General features: G+C 63.1%; 16 protein-coding genes and 2 pseudogenes. 8 read left to right on the forward strand and 10 right to left on the reverse strand.

The window, feature by feature from the left end:
* Window positions 1–61: 61 nt before the first annotated feature.
* Entirely contained in the window at window positions 62–1,210 is a 1,149-nt protein-coding gene (locus IAE36_RS14505; protein ID WP_201213102.1) for a hypothetical protein, read from the forward strand.
* A 108-nt stretch (window positions 1,211–1,318) separates the two neighbouring features.
* Here the strand turns inward: IAE36_RS14505 and IAE36_RS24095 are convergent, their stop codons facing one another.
* The 4 genes and pseudogenes from IAE36_RS24095 to IAE36_RS14520 form a co-directional block, all read right to left on the reverse strand.
* Window positions 1,319–2,452 carry a methyl-accepting chemotaxis protein gene (locus IAE36_RS24095; protein WP_442967459.1) on the reverse strand — a complete coding sequence of 378 codons (1,134 nt, stop codon included), beginning with the start codon at window positions 2,450–2,452 and terminating at the stop codon, window positions 1,319–1,321.
* Window positions 2,438–3,319 (reverse strand): annotated as a pseudogene (locus IAE36_RS24100) (cache domain-containing protein); the annotation flags it as partial. The gene IAE36_RS24095 and the pseudogene IAE36_RS24100, both read right to left, overlap by 15 nt.
* A 123-nt stretch (window positions 3,320–3,442) precedes the next feature.
* Window positions 3,443–4,213, reverse strand: a complete 771-nt coding sequence (locus tag IAE36_RS14515; RefSeq protein ID WP_201213105.1) for an SDR family NAD(P)-dependent oxidoreductase — start codon at window positions 4,211–4,213, stop codon at window positions 3,443–3,445.
* A 107-nt stretch (window positions 4,214–4,320) separates the two neighbouring features.
* A complete protein-coding gene (locus IAE36_RS14520) occupies window positions 4,321–4,812 on the reverse strand; it encodes a DUF1543 domain-containing protein (RefSeq protein ID WP_028634341.1) in 492 nt (163 codons plus the stop codon).
* Between the two features lie 139 nt (window positions 4,813–4,951).
* On the opposite strand from IAE36_RS14520, the gene IAE36_RS14525 reads away from it, so the two are divergent.
* Window positions 4,952–5,404 (forward strand): hypothetical protein, encoded by a 453-nt coding sequence (locus IAE36_RS14525; protein ID WP_236408913.1) that lies wholly within the window; start codon window positions 4,952–4,954, stop codon window positions 5,402–5,404.
* Between the two features lie 12 nt (window positions 5,405–5,416).
* On the opposite strand, the gene IAE36_RS14530 is transcribed toward IAE36_RS14525, so the two are convergent.
* Window positions 5,417–6,352 carry a LysR family transcriptional regulator gene (locus IAE36_RS14530; protein WP_201213107.1) on the reverse strand — a complete coding sequence of 312 codons (936 nt, stop codon included), beginning with the start codon at window positions 6,350–6,352 and terminating at the stop codon, window positions 5,417–5,419.
* Window positions 6,353–6,446: 94 nt separating this feature from the next.
* Between IAE36_RS14530 and IAE36_RS14535 the strand changes: the two genes are divergently transcribed.
* Entirely contained in the window at window positions 6,447–7,616 is a 1,170-nt protein-coding gene (locus IAE36_RS14535; protein WP_201213108.1) for an MFS transporter, read from the forward strand.
* 7 nt (window positions 7,617–7,623) lie between these two features.
* Here the strand turns inward: IAE36_RS14535 and IAE36_RS14540 are convergent, their stop codons facing one another.
* Together IAE36_RS14540 and IAE36_RS14545 are read right to left on the reverse strand one after the other, a co-directional pair.
* On the reverse strand, window positions 7,624–8,082 hold the full coding sequence (locus IAE36_RS14540) for a GNAT family N-acetyltransferase (protein ID WP_201213109.1): 459 nt from the start codon (window positions 8,080–8,082) through the stop codon (window positions 7,624–7,626).
* Window positions 8,083–8,102: 20 nt separating this feature from the next.
* Window positions 8,103–8,726 carry a glutathione S-transferase family protein gene (locus tag IAE36_RS14545; protein ID WP_201213110.1) on the reverse strand — a complete coding sequence of 208 codons (624 nt, stop codon included), beginning with the start codon at window positions 8,724–8,726 and terminating at the stop codon, window positions 8,103–8,105.
* A gap of 170 nt (window positions 8,727–8,896) precedes the next feature.
* On the opposite strand from IAE36_RS14545, the gene IAE36_RS14550 reads away from it, so the two are divergent.
* Together IAE36_RS14550 and IAE36_RS14555 are read left to right on the forward strand one after the other, a co-directional pair.
* On the forward strand, window positions 8,897–9,199 hold the full coding sequence (locus IAE36_RS14550; RefSeq protein ID WP_028634336.1) for a DUF3077 domain-containing protein: 303 nt from the start codon (window positions 8,897–8,899) through the stop codon (window positions 9,197–9,199).
* Between the two features lie 86 nt (window positions 9,200–9,285).
* Complete coding sequence (locus IAE36_RS14555; RefSeq protein WP_201213112.1) at window positions 9,286–10,008, forward strand: hypothetical protein; 723 nt, start codon at window positions 9,286–9,288, stop codon at window positions 10,006–10,008.
* 11 nt (window positions 10,009–10,019) lie between these two features.
* On the opposite strand, the gene IAE36_RS14560 is transcribed toward IAE36_RS14555, so the two are convergent.
* Window positions 10,020–10,559, reverse strand: a complete 540-nt coding sequence (locus tag IAE36_RS14560) for a WYL domain-containing protein (protein WP_201213125.1) — start codon at window positions 10,557–10,559, stop codon at window positions 10,020–10,022.
* Between the two features lie 99 nt (window positions 10,560–10,658).
* Entirely contained in the window at window positions 10,659–11,579 is a 921-nt protein-coding gene (locus IAE36_RS14565) for a LysR family transcriptional regulator (RefSeq protein ID WP_201164397.1), read from the reverse strand.
* A gap of 191 nt (window positions 11,580–11,770) precedes the next feature.
* Between IAE36_RS14565 and IAE36_RS14570 the strand changes: the two are divergent.
* The 3 genes and pseudogenes from IAE36_RS14570 to IAE36_RS14580 form a co-directional block, all read left to right on the forward strand.
* Window positions 11,771–13,033, forward strand: a pseudogene (locus tag IAE36_RS14570) (MFS transporter); the annotation flags it as partial.
* Between the two features lie 58 nt (window positions 13,034–13,091).
* The gene (locus IAE36_RS14575; RefSeq protein WP_201213114.1) at window positions 13,092–14,333 is read left to right on the forward strand and encodes a Zn-dependent hydrolase; all 1,242 of its coding nucleotides are present in this window, start codon (window positions 13,092–13,094) and stop codon (window positions 14,331–14,333) included.
* Complete coding sequence (locus tag IAE36_RS14580; protein ID WP_201213116.1) at window positions 14,333–15,358, forward strand: histone deacetylase family protein; 1,026 nt, start codon at window positions 14,333–14,335, stop codon at window positions 15,356–15,358. Before IAE36_RS14575 ends, IAE36_RS14580 begins: the two co-directional genes overlap by 1 nt.
* 16 nt (window positions 15,359–15,374) lie before the next feature.
* Here IAE36_RS14580 and IAE36_RS14585 read toward each other — a convergent pair whose 3' ends face one another.
* Window positions 15,375–16,667, reverse strand: a complete 1,293-nt coding sequence (locus IAE36_RS14585) for an MFS transporter (RefSeq protein WP_201213118.1) — start codon at window positions 16,665–16,667, stop codon at window positions 15,375–15,377.
* Window positions 16,668–17,075 lie beyond the last annotated feature (408 nt).

Raw genomic sequence — 17,075 nt, forward strand, 5'->3', positions numbered from 1 at the left:
GATTGGACAATCGGGTAGCTGAGCTGGAATGCTACACATCTTTGATTTTCAGGGATGAGATATGACAGTCATCGCACTGTTTGAGGAGGCGCGAGTTGGGATCTCGGATGTATTGCTCAGCCGCAGTAAAAGCCTTGAAGTTGCGCGCACACCAACGGGTGGGACCGCCGAGGATTTTGCCCGGTATGGCCTGGAGGTATCCAGGCTAGTCCGTAAGGTTGTGAGTGCCGAGGGGCCCTCTGGTAAAGCGGAGTTTCTGGTTGCCGGCACGGTAAGGCACATTGAATTTTTCACCGCTGCGCTGCGGATTGCTTTCAAATGTCCGCGTGATCTGCCTGAACAATTGCAACGTAAAGCGTTGCTGGGTGGGCCATTTGGCTGCTTTGAGGCTGCAGCACTACTGTGCGATGCCCTGGGGTTCTCCCAGTTCGAAGCCGCCGGCGTAGCGGGTAACCGCCTCGCGCATCATACGTTTGATGCGGTCCGTGTGTATGAAAACATCCCCTACTTTGGTCAGGTTTTGATTGCAGGCAGCGGTGCGCGTGACCTGCTGGGCTGGTTGAGGATACGCGGAGAATCGATGTTGCTTAAGCACGGTGATGGAAACGAAGATGACCGACGGTTTCACATCACCCATATGGTGCCTTTGTTGTTGATGGCCGAGGACCTTGGAGATCAGCGCACGCTTCAGGCGGGGGTGGGTGGTTATTACGAGTCGTTTGTACTACAACCGGGTGGGCTGTCCCCCGTGGATGACTGCTTGACATTGTTTGTAGACATCATCGGACGCAGGCGAGACGCGGCCGTAGAGGTGCGCCAACTGCTTTACCATTGCTACCGGGGCGATATGCTCAATGTCTTATCACTTCCTGCACCCGTTTACTTGACCGCAGGTACTGACACCAGGGTGGCGCTGGCGGACTGTTGCTATGACGAGATACCACCCCTGAGCGGTAGCCGGGCTGCGCCTTCCTGGACCCCGCACGTTGTAGCGGCAAAGATGCGCGGTGCGCGTAACATCCGGCTTCATGTGCGCAAGGAGGTCGGTGGGGTGTGGGCAAGCCGCAGACGGATGACACATGGCGCAGGACCGCAGCTTGTCGAGGCTAGCGTTGCCGGAGAGTACTTACGCCTCTCCCTCGATATTGACGCCTTCCATAAAGATTTCGATAAGTTTTATACAAATACGGACGACCCCATCTGTGTGTGAACAATCACGCGATAACCCGCTGGGACGTGCAAGTGCCACAGCGCAAGCGGTTGTCGTAGCGGAGTAACTGCTTATCCACGCCTACCCCGCGTGCGCGGCCTGAAAGGGCTATCGGCCACCCCGGCTCAAATCGCCCAGCCGGCTCGAGATCGATTGCATGCCTTTGCCGAGTTCACGCAGTGCGTTGGCGTCCCGTGCCCCTTGCTCGCTGGACGCATGGATACGCACGGCAAGTTCGTTGATTTCGTGGGTGACGTGACTTTGCTGCTGAGCGGCCACTGCAATCTGTTGCGCGCGCTGGACGATGTCGTCGAAGCTTTTTACCGTGGTGCCCAATGTGGATGCGACGCCGGCCGCCTGCTGAACCGAGGACCGCGTGCGTTCGGCGCCGTTTTGCATCGTTGCAACGGCTGAACTTGAAGCTTGGCGAAGTTGCGAAATCATCTCCTGAATCTCGTTCGCAGAGGTTTGCGTGCGGCCGGCCAACGTACGCACTTCGTCGGCCACCACCGCGAAACCACGCCCCTGCTCGCCAGCGCGTGCGGCCTCGATGGCTGCGTTGAGTGCCAACAGGTTGGTTTGTTGCGAAATGGATTTGATGACCTCCAGCACGCTCCCCACACGTTCGATGTCCGCTCCCAATTGCGTGATAGCGTCGGCAGCCCCGGAGATATCGGTGGCCAGGCCCTCGATGAACTGGCTGTTGCCGTTGACCTGGTTCTGGCTTTGCTGCGCGTCATCCAATGAGCGCCGGGCAGTGTCGGAACAATCAGACGTGTTGTGTGCGACTTCATTGGCACTGGCCGACATTTCGGTGATTGCCGTGGCCAGCAGGGTGTTGTCCTGCCGTTGGGCCTCTGCGCGTTCAGCCAAGCCGTGTGACAATTGCGCCAGCTCGTCAGCCTGGCGCTCAAGCGAGACAGATTCCTGGGCGATGCGGTGCAGCATGTCGCGCAACGAGCCCGCGTAATGATTGACCGATTCGCGCAGCGCACCAATTTCATCGGCGCGCACGATTTCCAGCCCAGCCCCGGCCTGGCCGCCTTGGCCCAGGGTATCGATTTGCCGCGTGGTTTCCTCAAGCTGCACCAACAGCCGCTTGCCGGCCAGCCAGGCGAGGCCGAGCAGGATGGCCATCAGGGGTAACAGGAACAAGAGTATCTGCGCGGTCAGATGATTTGCCAGGCCCACAACTCTGGCTTCAGGCGTTACCAGGCCAATTCGCCAGCCGGTGCTATCCATGGTTGCCAGCGTCACGTAAGCCGGAGTGCCCAGCCTGCCATCGTCATTCAGCCTGAAGGTTGAAAGGGCCTGCGACTTGTCGGCCAGGCGATCCGCCACGGGCTTGAGCCAGGGCTGCTCCTGGCCCAAGGTGGCGACGGTGAGCAGTGCCTTGTCGGCTTTGGTATCGGGGAAGAACAGCACGTTACCCGAGGCATCCACGGCAAACGCATAACCGCCTGTTATATCGCCTTTCTCTTTGAGAAAAGTGGCCAGGCCGTCCAGCTTCAAGTCGATGGTGGCCACACCTGCGAACGCGGCCCCATTGCGATAGGGCACGCTGCATGTGGTCATTGCCACACCGCTCACGGCGTCCTGGTAAGCATCCGACCAGACACAACGACCAGGCGCTGTGGACTTGACCCCGGTATACCAGGACTCAGCCTGATAGGGCGGCGTATTTGCATCGTTGTATTCGGCGGAAAAAACCAGCTTGTTGTCGGCGTTACGTGACCAGAAAAAACTACGCCGTTCGGTCCCCGCAGTGAATGCGTTGGGCTCTGGCCAAACGCCGCCACCTGCGATGGCGGCATTGCCTTGGCTGTCGATAATGCCCGCCAGGTTATCCTGGAAAAGCGCCACATCGTGAGGCAGGGTCTGTGCCAGCAGCGCCATGGCAGAGGCCGTACCCTCGATGCGGTTCAGCGGCAAGGCCAGTTCGTTGGTCAGGGCCTTTGCCGACTGCTCGGCCGCGTCCGTTCCGGCGGCCAGCAGCCGGGGTTTGCCACCCAGGGTAATCACCGCAAATATCGCCGCAGCAGTAAGAACCAGTAAAGCCAGGATGGCTAACGTCATGCGCTGCGAGATACGTGCGGGGATCAGTGACATTGAAAGGCTCCGGAAACGGCAATTCGTTGACGGTGTATCGGCGGGTCATGGGAGAAATTGAACAGGCCTCGCGTTTTTTAGTGCGCACAACGACGAGCGGGTGCAGGGTCGAGGTAAGGTTCCTTACCACCCAATCCGCTCACCATCCCACCCCCAGAAACTGCCCGTCACCGACGGCCCCAAGCGCCCCACCAGTTCGATGACGCAGCGCGCTGCAAACCCTGTTTCGAACAACTTGCCTTCCGGCACATTCCCTTGGAAGGGCCGCGAAAGCGCTGTGTCGGTGGTACCGGGGTGCAGTGCCAGCACCGTGGCAGCTGGGTTGACCCGCTTCAACTCGATGCTGGCCGTGTGCAACAGCTGGTTGAGGGCCGCCTTGCTTGATCGGTAGCTGTACCAACCGCCCAACCGGTTGTCGCTGATCGAGCCGACACGGGCAGACAACGCCGCGAACGTGGCAGGCTGCTTGCGCAGAAAAGGCAGCACGTGCTTGAGCAGTAGGATTGGCGCAAAGGCGTTAGTGGCGAAGCTTGCTTGCAAGCCCGCCAGGTCAAGCTGTGCCAGGGATTTTTCCGCCTTGGCGTTTTCCTGGTGCAGGATGCCGAGGGTGCTGACAACGAGGTTCAGGTGCTCACAAACCCTACCCACCTCCGTGGCCAGCAGCGCCAGTGAGCCTTCGTGCCTGGCGTCGCAGTCGACCAGCCTCACACGTTCGCCATACTGCCTGCCCAGTGCCCCCAGCGCTTCGCAGGTGCTGGCCTGGCGCGCCACGGCAACCAGCACACGCACATCGTCGCGGGCCAGCAGCGCTGTGCACAGCGCCAGCCCTATGCCACGGCTGGCGCCGCAAATCAGTACGTTGGCGGGGCCAGGCAAGGCTGGGATCAGGCTCATGGTGTTCCCCTCGGGGCGGTGGGCTCGGCTTGAGGGGTAGACCACTTCAGGGCGCCGAAGCTCCATCGGCTGCGGGAAGGGTAGGGCCAGCGCTTGAAGGGGCCGAATCAGATGGGGATATAGTCATTACGCGCGACGGTCGGTTTGTGTGGCCCCGGCACCAGGTGCAGGTGCAGCCCGCCCACCTGGTCAATGGCCAGGCAGTCGTCCACGTTCAGCAGCGCGTCGGTATGCGGCTTCAACCAGCCGGCAGCCATCTGCAGTTTCCCCAGCGCCTTGGCATCGGTCTTGTTGCGGGCGCTCACCAGCAGGTACCGGTGCGCTTCGCCGAACACACCCCGCTCGTAGCCACCCAGGTTGATGAAATACAGACGGTTGGCTCCGCGAGCAGGGGGCTGGGTGTGCCACTCGATACGCTGGCCGTCCACCCCGTCTACCTCCAGCCAACTGTCCACGTGCAGGCCCTGCAGGCTGCCGAACCAGGCGTCACGTAGCTGCGGGTAGGTTTGCTGAAGGGTTTCGGCCTGGGCGAAGACCACGTCGTGCACTTCGATCTTGGCGCCTGGGTGGCGGCCGCCCAGCATGACGACATACAGCATGAGGTTTCCTTTGACGGGCATCTGACCGCGCTATTGTGCAACATCTGCCCACCGCTTCAAGCACGGCGGCTTGGCGAGCGCGAACAACCCGTCTAGTGTGTGGGAACCTTCACTGCGAGACAGCCGCATGCGCCCCTCATTGTTACTGCTTCTGACCTTATTGTTCACGCCCCTGGCGCAGGCTGCCGGCAACTGGACGTTGAATGACCAGCACGACAAGGCCTATACCCTTGCTGACGACACGCGGGTGGTGATGGTGGCCCGCAGCATGGCCAGTGCACGGTTGGTCAACAGCGCCGTGGAGCATACGCCTGCAGGCTATCTGGAAGCCCGCGGAGTGGTGTTTGTGGCCGACATCGAGAAAATGCCCAGCATGGTCCAGGCCGTGATGGTGCCAGCCATGCGCTCGGCCAATTACCGCATTCTGCTCGACCGCAGCGGCGAAGTGGCAGCGCAGTATGGGGGCGACCGCGATTCGGTGCAGTGGCTGGAACTGAGCCATGGCAAGGTTACCGGCGAGCACCGCTACAGCGACCTGCCAAGCCTGCGCAAGGCGCTGGCCGGGATGGCAGGGCGCGTCGCAGGTGGTTGACCCCCGCAGGTGCTATCTGTGCGGCGTTTGGGGCGACGCGGCAGCCCAATGCTGATGCCCTTGGTGGTGCGCCACCAGAAAGTCGACGAACACCCGCACCCGCGCGGGCATGGACGGCCCGCCCGCGAACACGGCATGGATCGGTTCGCGGTCACCGGGGTTGTAGCCGTCGAGCAGTGATACCAGGCGCCCGCTAGCCAGGTCTTCTGCCACGGTGAACGTACCAATGCGTGCCACCCCCGCGCCCAGCCTGGCCAACTGCGCCAATGCCTCTCCGCTGCTGCATTGGATGTTGCCGTTCACCTTCAGCCGGAACAGTTGACCGTCACGGCTGAACGGCCAGTCGGGTGTCGCCCGGCGGAAGTTGAAACGCAGGCAGTTGTGGTTTTGCAGGTCTTCTGGCACGTGGGGCGTGCCGCAGCGCTGCAGGTAGCCAGGCGAGGCCACGACGGCCTGGCCGGTGTCGCCGATCAGGCGTGCACTCAAGGAACTGTCGGGGAGCTCACCGAAACGCAGGGCCACGTCGGCCTGGCCGCCCAGGATGTCCGCCAACTCGTCACTGAGGGTAAGGTCCACCAGCACCTGCGGGTAGCGGGCGCTGAAGGCTGCTACCAGGGGCACCACGGTCATGCGGCCGTGCCCCAGTGCGGCGCTGACCCGCAGGCGGCCACGGGGCACACCCTGGTCGGTGATGGCCTGCTCCACTTCGAGCATGTCGGCAAGCACCCGGTGCGCACCGCGCAAGTAAGCCTCGCCCTCTGGGGTCAAGGTGATCGCCCGGGTTGTGCGCAACATCAGGCGCGTGCCCAGGCGCTGCTCGGTGCGAGCCAGGATGCGGCTGACGGCGGAGGGGGTCAGGCCTAGCGCCCGGGCGGCGGCGGACAAGCTGCCTGCTTGCGCCACACGTGCAAATACCTCCATTTCACCGGAGCGTCCAGCCAGTTCCATTTGTGCCTCTCAAGCAAAGGTGGTTGGTAAAAAAGCGGTCTAGTGCGGGTTTGAAACAGATCGTAGCATTTGCAGCACAGATAAGGAGCCAGCCATGCGTATCAACCCCCCACTTGTTGCACTTGCCATCGGTGCCTTCGGCATCGGCGTCACTGAATTTGCCCCAATGGGCATGCTGCCCAGCATCGCCACCGACCTGGGTGTTTCCATACCGGCTGCAGGGCTGTTGGTCAGTGCTTACGCCTTGGGCGTGCTGATTGGCGCGCCGCTGATGACCTTGGCCACTGTGCGCATCCCGCGGCGCTACCTGCTGATTGGCCTGATGGCGATTTTCACCCTGGGCAACGTGATGTCGGCCTTGGCCAGCGACTACACCAGCCTATTGGTGGCCCGGGTGGTCACTTCGATGAACCACGGGGCGTTTTTCGGTATAGGCGCCATAGTGGCAGCCAGCGTTGTGCCCCCGGATAAACGCGCCGGGGCGGTGGCCGCCATGTTCATGGGCCTGACGCTGGCCACCATTGGCGGGGTACCGCTGGCGACCTGGTTTGGCGAAATGCTTGGGTGGCGAACTGCGTTCTGGGGGATTGCCGGGCTTGGTCTGGTGGCGATGACTACCCTGTGGTACGCCTTGCCGAATGTGCCCTCGCCCAAAGGTGACGGGGCGCTGGCGGAGATCCGCGTGCTGACCCGTGGCCCGGTGCTGGCCGCGCTGTTGCTGACGGTGGTCGGCTCCAGTGCGATGTTTACGGTATTCACCTACATTGCACCGATTTTGCAGAACGAAGCGGGGGCCTCCACGACCTTCATCACGGGCATGCTCGTGCTGTTCGGCATTGGCCTGACGTTAGGTAACGTCTGGGGCGGCAAGGCAGCGGACCGCTCGGTTGACCGCACCCTTGTCGTATCGCTGGCCGTGCTGATTGCCGTGCTGCTGGGGTTGCCATGGGTACTCGCCTGGCCGCTGCCAACGGCCATGGCCATCGTGGTGTGGGGGGCGGCCAGTTTTGCGTTGGTGCCGCCCCTGCAGATGCGTGTGATGGAAGCCGCCAGGCAGGCGCCCAACCTGGCCTCGGCGGTAAACATCGGGGCATTCAACCTGGGTAACGCCATCGGCGCTGCCTTGGGCGGTGCAGTGATCAATGCCGGCCTGGGCTACCGGGCAATTGCCATCGCCGGGGCCGCTACCGCTGCGCTGGGCCTGGCCATGGTAGTGCTGTTCGCCTGGCGGGGGCGTGCCAGCGCGGCCCAGGTCGTGGTGTGACGGCGGGCTACCGGCCCGCTGCCACGGGCCGGTGTTTCTCGAACCGCACGTCTCGTGCATCCACCTGAGCGGTGCACACCCAGCCGGCGCTCCGGTACAGCGCATTGGCCCGCATGGCCGGGTCGCCGTCGGTGGTCAGGTGAATCACCGCGTGGTGCTCAAACAGGGCTTGCTCGGCCTGTTGCAGCAGTAGCGTACCCAACCCGTTGCCTTCCAGCGCGGGGCGCACAAACAGGGCGAACAGCTCACCTGCCTGCAGGTCGACCATGGCAAAGCCTGCGGGCTGGTCGTGCCATTCGGCCACCCAGGCGCAGGGGGCGCTGTTGATTGCCTCGGTCAGTACCTCTGCGGTGATGCCCAGCGCGTGCATCTGTTGGCGTGACAGATGGTTCTGGGTAACGCTGGTGCGGATGTCGAACAGCACGTCGACATCGCCCGGTGTTGCCAGGCGCAGGGTTGCGCTCATCGGTCTACCTCCACAGCAGTTCAAGGCGTGCCGTTGCGGCCGTGCTCATGGTACGCGGCACGCTCGCTCAGGCGTTCGTAGTAATCACGTACCGCTGGCAGGGCCGGGTGCTCCAGGGGCGTTTCGAACCAGCGGTTTACCGACAGGCCAATCGGGATGTCGGCCAGGGTGAAATGACTGCCTGCCACATAGGCACCGGTGCGGGCCAGTTGCTCGTCGAGGATGCGCATGTGCCGCGACCAGTCTGCGCAACCGGCCGCAAGCGCCTGGGGCTCCTGGTGGGCGGGGGAGTGGCGTACCAGTGACATGAACGCGTAGCTCCAGGACCGGTTCAGGTCAGAAGCCTGCCAGTCGATCCACTGGTCGATCCTGGCCCTTGCCTGCGGGTCCACCGGATACAAGGTGCCATCACCGTAGCGGTTGGCCAGGTAGCGGATGATGCTGTTGGACTCCCACAGCGTGAAGTCACCGTCCTGGATCACGGGCACCATGGCATTCGGGTTGAGTGCAAGAAACTGCGCCGTGTGGGTCGCCTGGAAGCCTGAACCCCAGTCTTCGCGTTCGTACGGTACCTGAAACTCGGCGCACGCCCAGAGCACCTTGCGCACGTTGATCGAAGAGGCCCTGCCCAGAATACGTAGCATGATGACGTCCTTGTTTGGGAAGCGCTGATCGTCCGCGACGGAGGTAAAGTGGTCAAGTGGCGCCGTACTTGTAGGCAGTTTCCGAAAATGGCCTTTGGCGCGGTCGGGGCGTTGTGGTGAGGGCGGGTGCGGCCCTAGTCTCGGGAGGCTCGCCAACAGGAGATAACACCATGGACAGAGAAACGCTCACACCCACCGGCAACCCTAACGTGCTGCACGCCGCTGGCCGGTTCGCCCCTTCCGACAACGAGCTGGTACACATGAAGGCCAAACTGCCCATGCGCACCGCACTGATGGAGGCGTCAGGCATCATGGGCTGCGTCACCGAGCTTACGCGAAAGGCCATCGACAGGCCCGAAGACCGCAAGGTAATGATGCAGGCTACTTACTACCTGGCCGGCATGGCCAAGGCACTGATCGATGGCCAGGTGCAGCAACTGCGCCAGGCCCGGGAAGAGCAGGGCGGCACCTAGTCGAGCGACACGCTTGCCTGGGGGCTGCGAAGTTGGCACCCTTGGGCAGCTTGAATCGTCAGTACCTCGACATAAGGAAGTTTGCATTGAGCTGGGACAAGGTGGGGAAACTCCTCGTAGCCGTGCTGATCGGGCTGATGGCCCTGCTGCTCGCCTATAAGGTGCTGGGCGGCAACCCTCGCCTGGAGGCATCCCTTACCTATTCGTACCTGACCTACCCCGGCCAGTTCAGCGAACGCATCAGCCAGGCCAGTGAGCAACTCAAGTACGAGCAGCTACACGGGCGCATCAACGCCATCGGCCAGGGTGAAATGAGCCACGAACAGGTCGAGCGGCTGGTGGAGATGGCGCAGGCACCTTACGCCCGGCTGTTCGCCAAGCCGTTCGAGGCTGGCCTGGTAGACCATCGCACCGGCCTTCTCATCGAACTGCGCAATGCCGGTGACGCGCCGGTCAACCAGGTGAAAGTGCGCCTGCCTGCCAAGGGCCTGGTACAGGTTCGGGATTCGGCCGGCAACGATACCCTGCTGGAAAACGCCACCGCCCAGGTGGAGATACCCGCCATCGAGCCCGGTGGGGAAAGCAAGGTGTGGGTGTACTTCGACGCCGATTACTCGCAGATCCGCCAGGGGGGTGTAGGTATCAGCTATGCCGATGGCGTGGCTGAGGTGCAGGTCTACCAGTCCTTCATCGGCTTCCCGGCCTGGGTCGCCCGCTACAGCACAGAGTTGATGGCACTGCTCGCGGGGCTCGTGTGCGTGGTTCTGGTGCTGGGTTACGCCTGCCTCTCACGCCGCCGCATCGCCTGACCCGGCGCTTCTCAGCCAGCTTCGTGCAGTGCCAGGCTGTGGCGCAACTGGTCCAGCATGGCTACCCGTATTTCCTTTGGCGCTTGAACACGAATCGAGCCCGCCTGAGACAACAGCCACGCCATGAGCGTGGAGCTGTCAGCCACTGTGGTCACCAGGGTGGCGCCGCCGTCTGCCTGGGGTAGCAATAACATGCCCACGCCCACCGGGCTCTGTTGAAGGTCGCGTGCCAGCGCGTCATCGACCCAGGCGTGCAGTTCTATCTGCGCGGGGCCGGTCATGTCTTCGGCCAGCCATTGCTGCGTGTGGCTATCCTTCAGGCCGGGTTGCCAGTGCCAGCTGTAGGGCAGGCTTTTGCTGTTGCACTGCAGGGGGAAAAGGGCGGCCAACTCCACCAGGTCGCGTTCTACGGTGCGCTTGGTGGTCACATGGCCAACCGTGGCCAGCGCCGCCTGTAATTGGCTGCAGCTAAGGCCGGGCTGGCGGCCAGGCAGCAGTTTGAGAAGTTCCCACTGGCGGGCAATGGTCTGGCGGGTGGGCTGGCTGGGCACGGGGTCTTCCTTGAAGGGGCAACGAACCTGGCTGGGTAGTGGCTCATTGATATCAAGCAGCATACCCTGTCGGGCGCTATCCACCAACCGTTCCTTTGCCTAGCGGCCAGCCTCGGTGGTGCATTGCTGCAAGGCCTGGATGAATACCTGTTCTGCTCGGCTGAAGCGCTGGCCCGGGTTCCACAGCAGATGGATATCGACATCGGCGATACCGTCGAGCGGTGGCAGCTTCCACAGCAAGCCTTGCTGTACATCCGGCGCCACCACGTGTTCGGGCAGGCAGCCGATACCGAAACCGGCGATCACCAGCCGGCGGACTTCTTCAAGGCTGGGCGACGATGCCACGATGCGCCCGGCAAATCCCTGCTGGTCGCGGAAAATGGTCAACGGTGACAGCATGCCGCCAATCTGGTCGCTGGTGAAACTGACAAAGTTCTCCCGCTGCAGGTCGCTTTCGGCCTCGCCGAACAGCCTGTGGTGCCTGCCACAGAAAAAGGCATAGCGCTGGCGCAGAAAAAGCCGTTGCTCCAGCCGTGTCTGGGCACGGCGGTTGAGGCTGAGGCCTGCAGTGGCGGTTTTCTCCTGCAGGGCGGCGACAATGTCGGAGCTGCGCATTACCTCGATTTCAAGCTCCACCCGGGGGTGCTGGCGATGAAAAGCGGCAAGCAGGTCGTCGAACGCCTCGTTGACGATGCGGCTGATCATCAGCAGCCGTACCTTGCCCACCAGTTCATCCCCCGGGTGCTCCAGCAACCCGCCGATCTGCGACATCTGCCCGTAGACCTCGCCGGCCAGCCGGAATACCTGCTCGCCCATGTCGGTCAGCACAAAGCGTGGTCCGCGGCGGGCGATCAGTTGACGGCCCAGTTGCTGTTCCAGCCGTTTGAGCGCCTGGCTAACTGCCGGTTGGGTGAGGTGCAGCCGGGCGGCTGCACGGCTTATGGACAGCTCCTGGCCGATAACCCGGAAGGTACGCAGCAGGTTCCAGTCCAGTCGATCATTCAGCAGGCGCTCAGACATGGCAGGCTCGATAATAAGTAGGGCTAATAATTGGAATAATAAATAGAAAATTGACTAATCATAGCCCCGAGACGATAAATCCCAGGCACCAGGGCCGCTGCGATTGCCAAGATCCAGCAACCTGCCAAGCGCCAACAGAGCGCAACCGTGACCCCACACTCCTGCCAGAAGAACAAGCAAGGGAGCCTTCCATGCAAGCCACCGCAGCCCCTCAGCCGCGCCGTGCGGCCGCCGCCGCCTTTATCGGCACCATGATCGAGTGGTACGACTTCTACATCTACGCCACCGCCGCCGCGCTGGTGTTCGGGGCGCTGTTCTTCCCCTCCGACGACAGCCTTTTCAGCACCATGGCCGCTTTCGGCACCTTCGCCGTCGGGTTCTTCGCCCGGCCGCTGGGCGGCATCATCTTCGGCCACGTGGGCGACCGCATCGGGCGCAAGAAATCGCTGGTGATCACGCTGCTGATGATGGGCATCGTCACCGTGTGCATCGGCCTGTTGCCGACCTACGCGCAGATCGGCGCAACGGCGCCAGTGCTGCTGATACTGCTGCGGATCGTGCAGGGCATTGCCGTGGGCGGCGAGTGGGGCGGGGCGGTGCTGATGGCGGGCGAGCATGCACCCAAGGGCCGGCGCAACTTCTTTGCCTCGTTTGCCCAGCTGGGCAGCCCGGCCGGGCTGATCCTTTCGTTGCTGGCCTTCGGTGCGGTGACTCGCCTGCCTGAAGCAGACCTGATGAGCTGGGGCTGGCGCGTGCCGTTCCTGGCCAGCGCGCTGCTGTTGCTGGTGGGGTTGGCGATTCGCCTGGGGGTCAACGAGTCGCCCGAGTTCCTCGCCAGCCGCCAGCAAGCCGAAACCGCACGGTGCCAGGAACAGGCGCCTGCCCTGGAGGTGCTGCGCACGGCTTGGCGACCTCTGCTGCTGTGCATCGGTGCCAATACCCTTGGCATCGCCGGGGTCTACTTCACCAACACCTTCATGATCAGCTACACCACCCAGCAACTGCACCTGGAGCGCTCGCTGATTCTGCAATGCCTGTTCTTCGTCGCCGTGATTCAGTTCTGCGTGCAGCCGTTGGCTGCCTGGCTCTCGGAAAAAATCGGTGCCACGCGTTTTCTGGCGTGGGTGGCGTTGCTGGCCATGGCCTCACCGTACCCCATGTTCGTGCTGGTCAGTTCCGGGCAGGGGCCGATGATCGTGCTGGGCATTGCCCTGGCTGCAGCCTGCATGGCCTCGTTCTACGCGGTAATCGCCGGGTACGTCAGTGGCATGTTCGAGACCCGCGTGCGCTACACCGCGATCTCCATGGCCTACCAGGTGTGCGGTGCCATTGCGGGCGGGCTCACGCCGCTGATCGGCACCTGGCTGGCCCATACCTTCACCGGCCAATGGTGGCCGATGGCGCTGTTCTACACCTTGATCGCCTGTGTGTCGCTGGTGTGCGTGCTGGCCCTGCCCGTAGCCAGCAGCTGCAACCGGCCTGATGAACCCCCACTGTTTCTGGAGTACCCGCATGTTGAAAAGCAATGGCGAGCGCCTGTGGGCGAGCCTGATGGCCATGGCCGAGATCGGCGCCACGGCACGGGGCGGCAGCTGCCGCCTGGCCCTGACCGAACAGGACAAGGCCGGCCGTGACCTGTTCAGCCACTGGTGCCGGGAAGCCGGCCTGACGCTGACCGTGGACGCCATCGGCAACCTGTTTGCCCGCCGCGCCGGCATCGATCCCACTGCTGCCCCGGTGATGATGGGCAGCCACCTGGACACTCAGCCCGAGGGTGGGCGCTTCGACGGCGTGTATGGGGTGTTGGCGGGGTTAGAGGTGCTACGGCGCCTGGATGACCTGGGCATCCGAACCCGCAAGCCACTGGAGGTTGCGGTATGGACCAACGAGGAGGGTGCACGCTTCACCCCCGCCATGTTCGGTTCGGCGGTGTTCACTGGCGCGCTGACGCTGCAGGCGGCGTTGGCCATCCGTGATGCCGAGGGCATTACGGTGGCCGAGGCCTTGCGCACCACCGGCTACGCAGGCCAGCGGCCGCTTGGCGGCGAGGTGGATGCGTATTTCGAGGCCCATATCGAGCAGGGCCCGATTCTGGAGGACAATGCCAAGGCCATTGGCGTGGTCAGCGGCGGGCAGGCCATCCGCTGGCTGGATATCACCGTCGAAGGCATGGCTGCCCACGCCGGTACCACGCCCATGCCCCTGCGCAAGGACGCGCTATACGGCGCCGCCCGCATGATTCAGGCCGTCGAGCAACTGGCGGCCGACTTCGCCCCCCAGGGGCTGACAACCGTAGGCGAATTGGCCATTGCCAAGGCCTCGCGCAATACCATCCCAGGGCAGGTACGGTTCACCGTTGACCTGCGCCACCACCGCGACCAGGCCATCGAAGCGATGGAGCACGAACTGACCCTGAAGCTGCAGGCCATCGCCCGTAACCGTGGCTTGCAGGTGCGTATCGAGCGCCACTGGGTGAGCCCGGCCACACCGTTCGATGCCGCGTGCGTGGCCGCCGTGCAACAGGCTGTGGACGGCCTGGGCTATGCCCAGCAAGCCATCGTGAGCGGGGCCGGTCACGACGCCATCCTGCTGGCCCGGCATTGCCCCACGGCAATGGTGTTCATCCCCTGCGTGGGCGGGCTCAGCCATAACGAAGCCGAAGACGTGCTGTTTGATGACGCCCGCCAGGGCGCCGATGTACTGCTTAATGCGGTGCTCGCGCGCGCGGGCCGCGTCGATGAAGGAGAAGCCTGATGCGTTGCTACTTCCACCCCGACCAGCTGTTGCATCACCCGCGCAGCTATTATTCCCGCGGCGCCATGCGTACGCCTCAGGAGGTGCCTGAGCGGGCGCTCAACCTGGTGCGGGCCGCCGAGACCCTGGGTTTCGACATTTGTGCACCGGCCGATGCCGGCTTGGCGCCCCTTGCAGCGGTGCATGGCGAGCCCTACCTGGCCTTTCTGCAAAGCGCCCACGCACATTGGAAGGAAGTGCCCGAAGACTGGGGGGACGAGGTGATGTCCAACATCTTCGTGCGTGAGCCCAATGCCTTGCGCGGTGTGCTGGCCCAGGCGGGTCGCTACCTGGCGGACGGCAGTTGCCCGGTGGGCGAACACACCTGGCGTTCGGCTTACTGGTCGGCGCAAAGCGCAGTGGCTGCGGCCCAGGCCATCCTGGATGGCGAGCCCGCCGCCTACGCTTTGTGTCGCCCGCCGGGGCATCATGCGCGCTTCGATGCGGCAGGGGGCTTCTGCTACCTCAACAACGCAGCTGTCGCCGCCCAGGCCCTGCGCAGCCGTTACCGGCGCGTGGCGATTCTGGATACCGACATGCACCATGGCCAGGGCATTCAGGAAATTTTCTACGGGCGCAATGACGTGCTGTACGTGTCGGTACATGGCGACCCGACCAACTTCTACCCGGGCGTGGCCGGCTTCGATGATGAGCGTGGCGCGGGGGAAGGGCAGGGTTACAACCTGAACCTGCCGCTGGCGCACGGGGCCAGTGAAGCGGACTTCATGGCCAGCCTGGAGGTGGCCTTGGCTGCGGTGCGGGATTTTGGCGCCGAGGTGCTGGTGCTGTCGCTGGGCTTTGACATCTACGAGCTCGACCCGCAGAGCAAGGTAGCGGTCACCACCGCAGGCTTTGCCACATTGGGCGAGCGTGTTCGCGCCCTACGGCTGCCCAGCGTGATCGTGCAGGAAGGGGGTTATCACCTGGAAAGCCTGCAAGCCAACGCCCAGGCGTTCTTCGGCCAGAAGGCCGACTGGGCGTTGTAGCCACTGGCGGCGGCGATCAAGCCTGCTCGATCGCCCGCGGTGCCATGAAGTACATCCAGACCAAGGCCAGGAAGTACATGGCCGGGATCATGGTGAACAGCACGGCATAATTATTGTGGGTGGCGGTTAGCACGCTGCCGACGATCTGGGTCATGAACATGCCGCCGATGGCGGCGCACATGCTGCCAAAGCCGAACACCGTACTGACCAGGTGTTTGGGCGTGTAGTCCATCACTAGGCTCCAGATGTTGGCCGTCCAGGCCTGGTGGGCGCCCACGGCCAGCGAAATGGCCAGCACCGCTACCCACAGGCCGCTGGCATTGGCGGCAAAGGTGACGCTGATCATGGTGCAGGCAAATACCAGCATCGACACCAGCCGCGCGCTGGTGGCCCGCACGCCACGGCCGATCAGCCACGATGACAACACGCCGCCGCCCACACTGCCGAAATCGGCGGTGAGCCAGATGATGATCAGCGGGATGCCCATTTGGGTTACGTCGATGCCCAGGCTGTATTGCTGGTTGAGAAACGGTGGCAGCCAGTACAGGTAGAACCAGAACACTGGCGCGGTGATGGCATACGCCACAGCGAAAGCCCAGGTGCCCCGCAGGCGCAATATGCGGCTGAAGGGCACGCGGGTAGGCTCGGGTTCGGCGTCCTGTTGAATGTACTGCACTTCGCTCTGACGCACGCTTGGGTGTTGCTCAGGGTCGTGGTACTTGAGCAGCCAGAACACCACCCACACCAGCCCCAGGCAACCCATGGCAATGAACGCGGCCTGCCAGCCCCACACGGCCAGGATCACCGGCAGCAGCGCGGGGGTGACCATGGCGCCCACGTTGGTGCCTGCGTTGAACAGGCCGGTGGCGATGGCGCGTTCGCCGGCTGGGAACCACAGGCGCACGGTCTTGACGCAGGCTGGGTAGTTGGCGGCTTCGGTGAGGCCCAGGATGAACCGGCATACCATGAAGCCTGCCGCGGAGGTAGCCAGGCCGTGGGCGCCGGTGGCCAGGCTCCACAGCAACACCGCGAAGAAGAACGCGCGTTTGACGCCGACCTTGTCGATCAGCCGGCCTTGCAGCAGAAAGCCGATGGCGTAGCCGACCTGGAACCAGAAGTTGATATTGGCGTAGTCCATGGCCGTCCAGCTCATTTCCTTGGCCAGGACGGGTTGCATGATGCCCAGGGCTGCGCGGTCTATGTAGTTGAGCGTGGTGGCGAAGAACACCAGGGCGAGCATGCCCCAGCGGGTTTTACCGACGGCGAGGGCGCTGCGCAGCTTTGAGGGGGCTGGGTGGATGTGGGTCATAAAACTGCTCGTTCTTGAAATTGTAGTCAGTAGCGGTGGGCGTGGCCGTTTTTGGGCAGAGGCACGCGAGGCTGGTGCATGGTGGGGAGTGATGCCTGTGGCGTCAATTCTACGTCGGGGTAAGTGTTCGGTAACCGAACGGTAGGGGCTTCACGGGTAGATTCGGTTTTGCTCGGTTTATGCGGCTGCTCTGAAGATTCTTGAAGCTTTATTGCTTTGCGTGGGTGTTGAAAATGGGCATGGTCCATTTGCGATGGAGACGCTTATTCACCTTTTCGCCCTTACGGCGAGTCACTTTTTGTCAAACGCGACAAAAAGTAACCAAAAAACGCTGCGCTCCCGTCATCCGGCCCCTACGCTGCGCTTCGGGGTCCCCTCACTACGGACTTGCTCCCGGGAGGACCGCGC

Source organism: Pseudomonas sp. S36, from assembly GCF_016647875.1.
Taxonomy (GTDB): domain Bacteria; phylum Pseudomonadota; class Gammaproteobacteria; order Pseudomonadales; family Pseudomonadaceae; genus Aquipseudomonas; species Aquipseudomonas parafulva.

Excerpts from the sequence above, each read along its gene's own strand:
- IAE36_RS14585 (WP_201213118.1), bottom strand. The coding sequence starts at position 16,667 with ATGACCCACATCCACCCAGCCCCCTCAAAGCTGCGCAGCGCCCTCGCC.
- IAE36_RS24095 (WP_442967459.1), bottom strand. The coding sequence starts at position 2,452 with ATGGATAGCACCGGCTGGCGAATTGGCCTGGTAACGCCTGAAGCCAGA.
- IAE36_RS14580 (WP_201213116.1), top strand. The coding sequence starts at position 14,333 with ATGCGTTGCTACTTCCACCCCGACCAGCTGTTGCATCACCCGCGCAGC.
- IAE36_RS14565 (WP_201164397.1), bottom strand. The coding sequence starts at position 11,579 with ATGTCTGAGCGCCTGCTGAATGATCGACTGGACTGGAACCTGCTGCGT.
- IAE36_RS14550 (WP_028634336.1), top strand. The coding sequence starts at position 8,897 with ATGGACAGAGAAACGCTCACACCCACCGGCAACCCTAACGTGCTGCAC.
- IAE36_RS14515 (WP_201213105.1), bottom strand. The coding sequence starts at position 4,213 with ATGAGCCTGATCCCAGCCTTGCCTGGCCCCGCCAACGTACTGATTTGC.
- IAE36_RS14520 (WP_028634341.1), bottom strand. The coding sequence starts at position 4,812 with ATGCTGTATGTCGTCATGCTGGGCGGCCGCCACCCAGGCGCCAAGATC.
- IAE36_RS14575 (WP_201213114.1), top strand. The coding sequence starts at position 13,092 with ATGTTGAAAAGCAATGGCGAGCGCCTGTGGGCGAGCCTGATGGCCATG.
- IAE36_RS14530 (WP_201213107.1), bottom strand. The coding sequence starts at position 6,352 with ATGGAACTGGCTGGACGCTCCGGTGAAATGGAGGTATTTGCACGTGTG.
- IAE36_RS14505 (WP_201213102.1), top strand. The coding sequence starts at position 62 with ATGACAGTCATCGCACTGTTTGAGGAGGCGCGAGTTGGGATCTCGGAT.
- IAE36_RS14540 (WP_201213109.1), bottom strand. The coding sequence starts at position 8,082 with ATGAGCGCAACCCTGCGCCTGGCAACACCGGGCGATGTCGACGTGCTG.
- IAE36_RS14535 (WP_201213108.1), top strand. The coding sequence starts at position 6,447 with ATGCGTATCAACCCCCCACTTGTTGCACTTGCCATCGGTGCCTTCGGC.
- IAE36_RS14545 (WP_201213110.1), bottom strand. The coding sequence starts at position 8,726 with ATGCTACGTATTCTGGGCAGGGCCTCTTCGATCAACGTGCGCAAGGTG.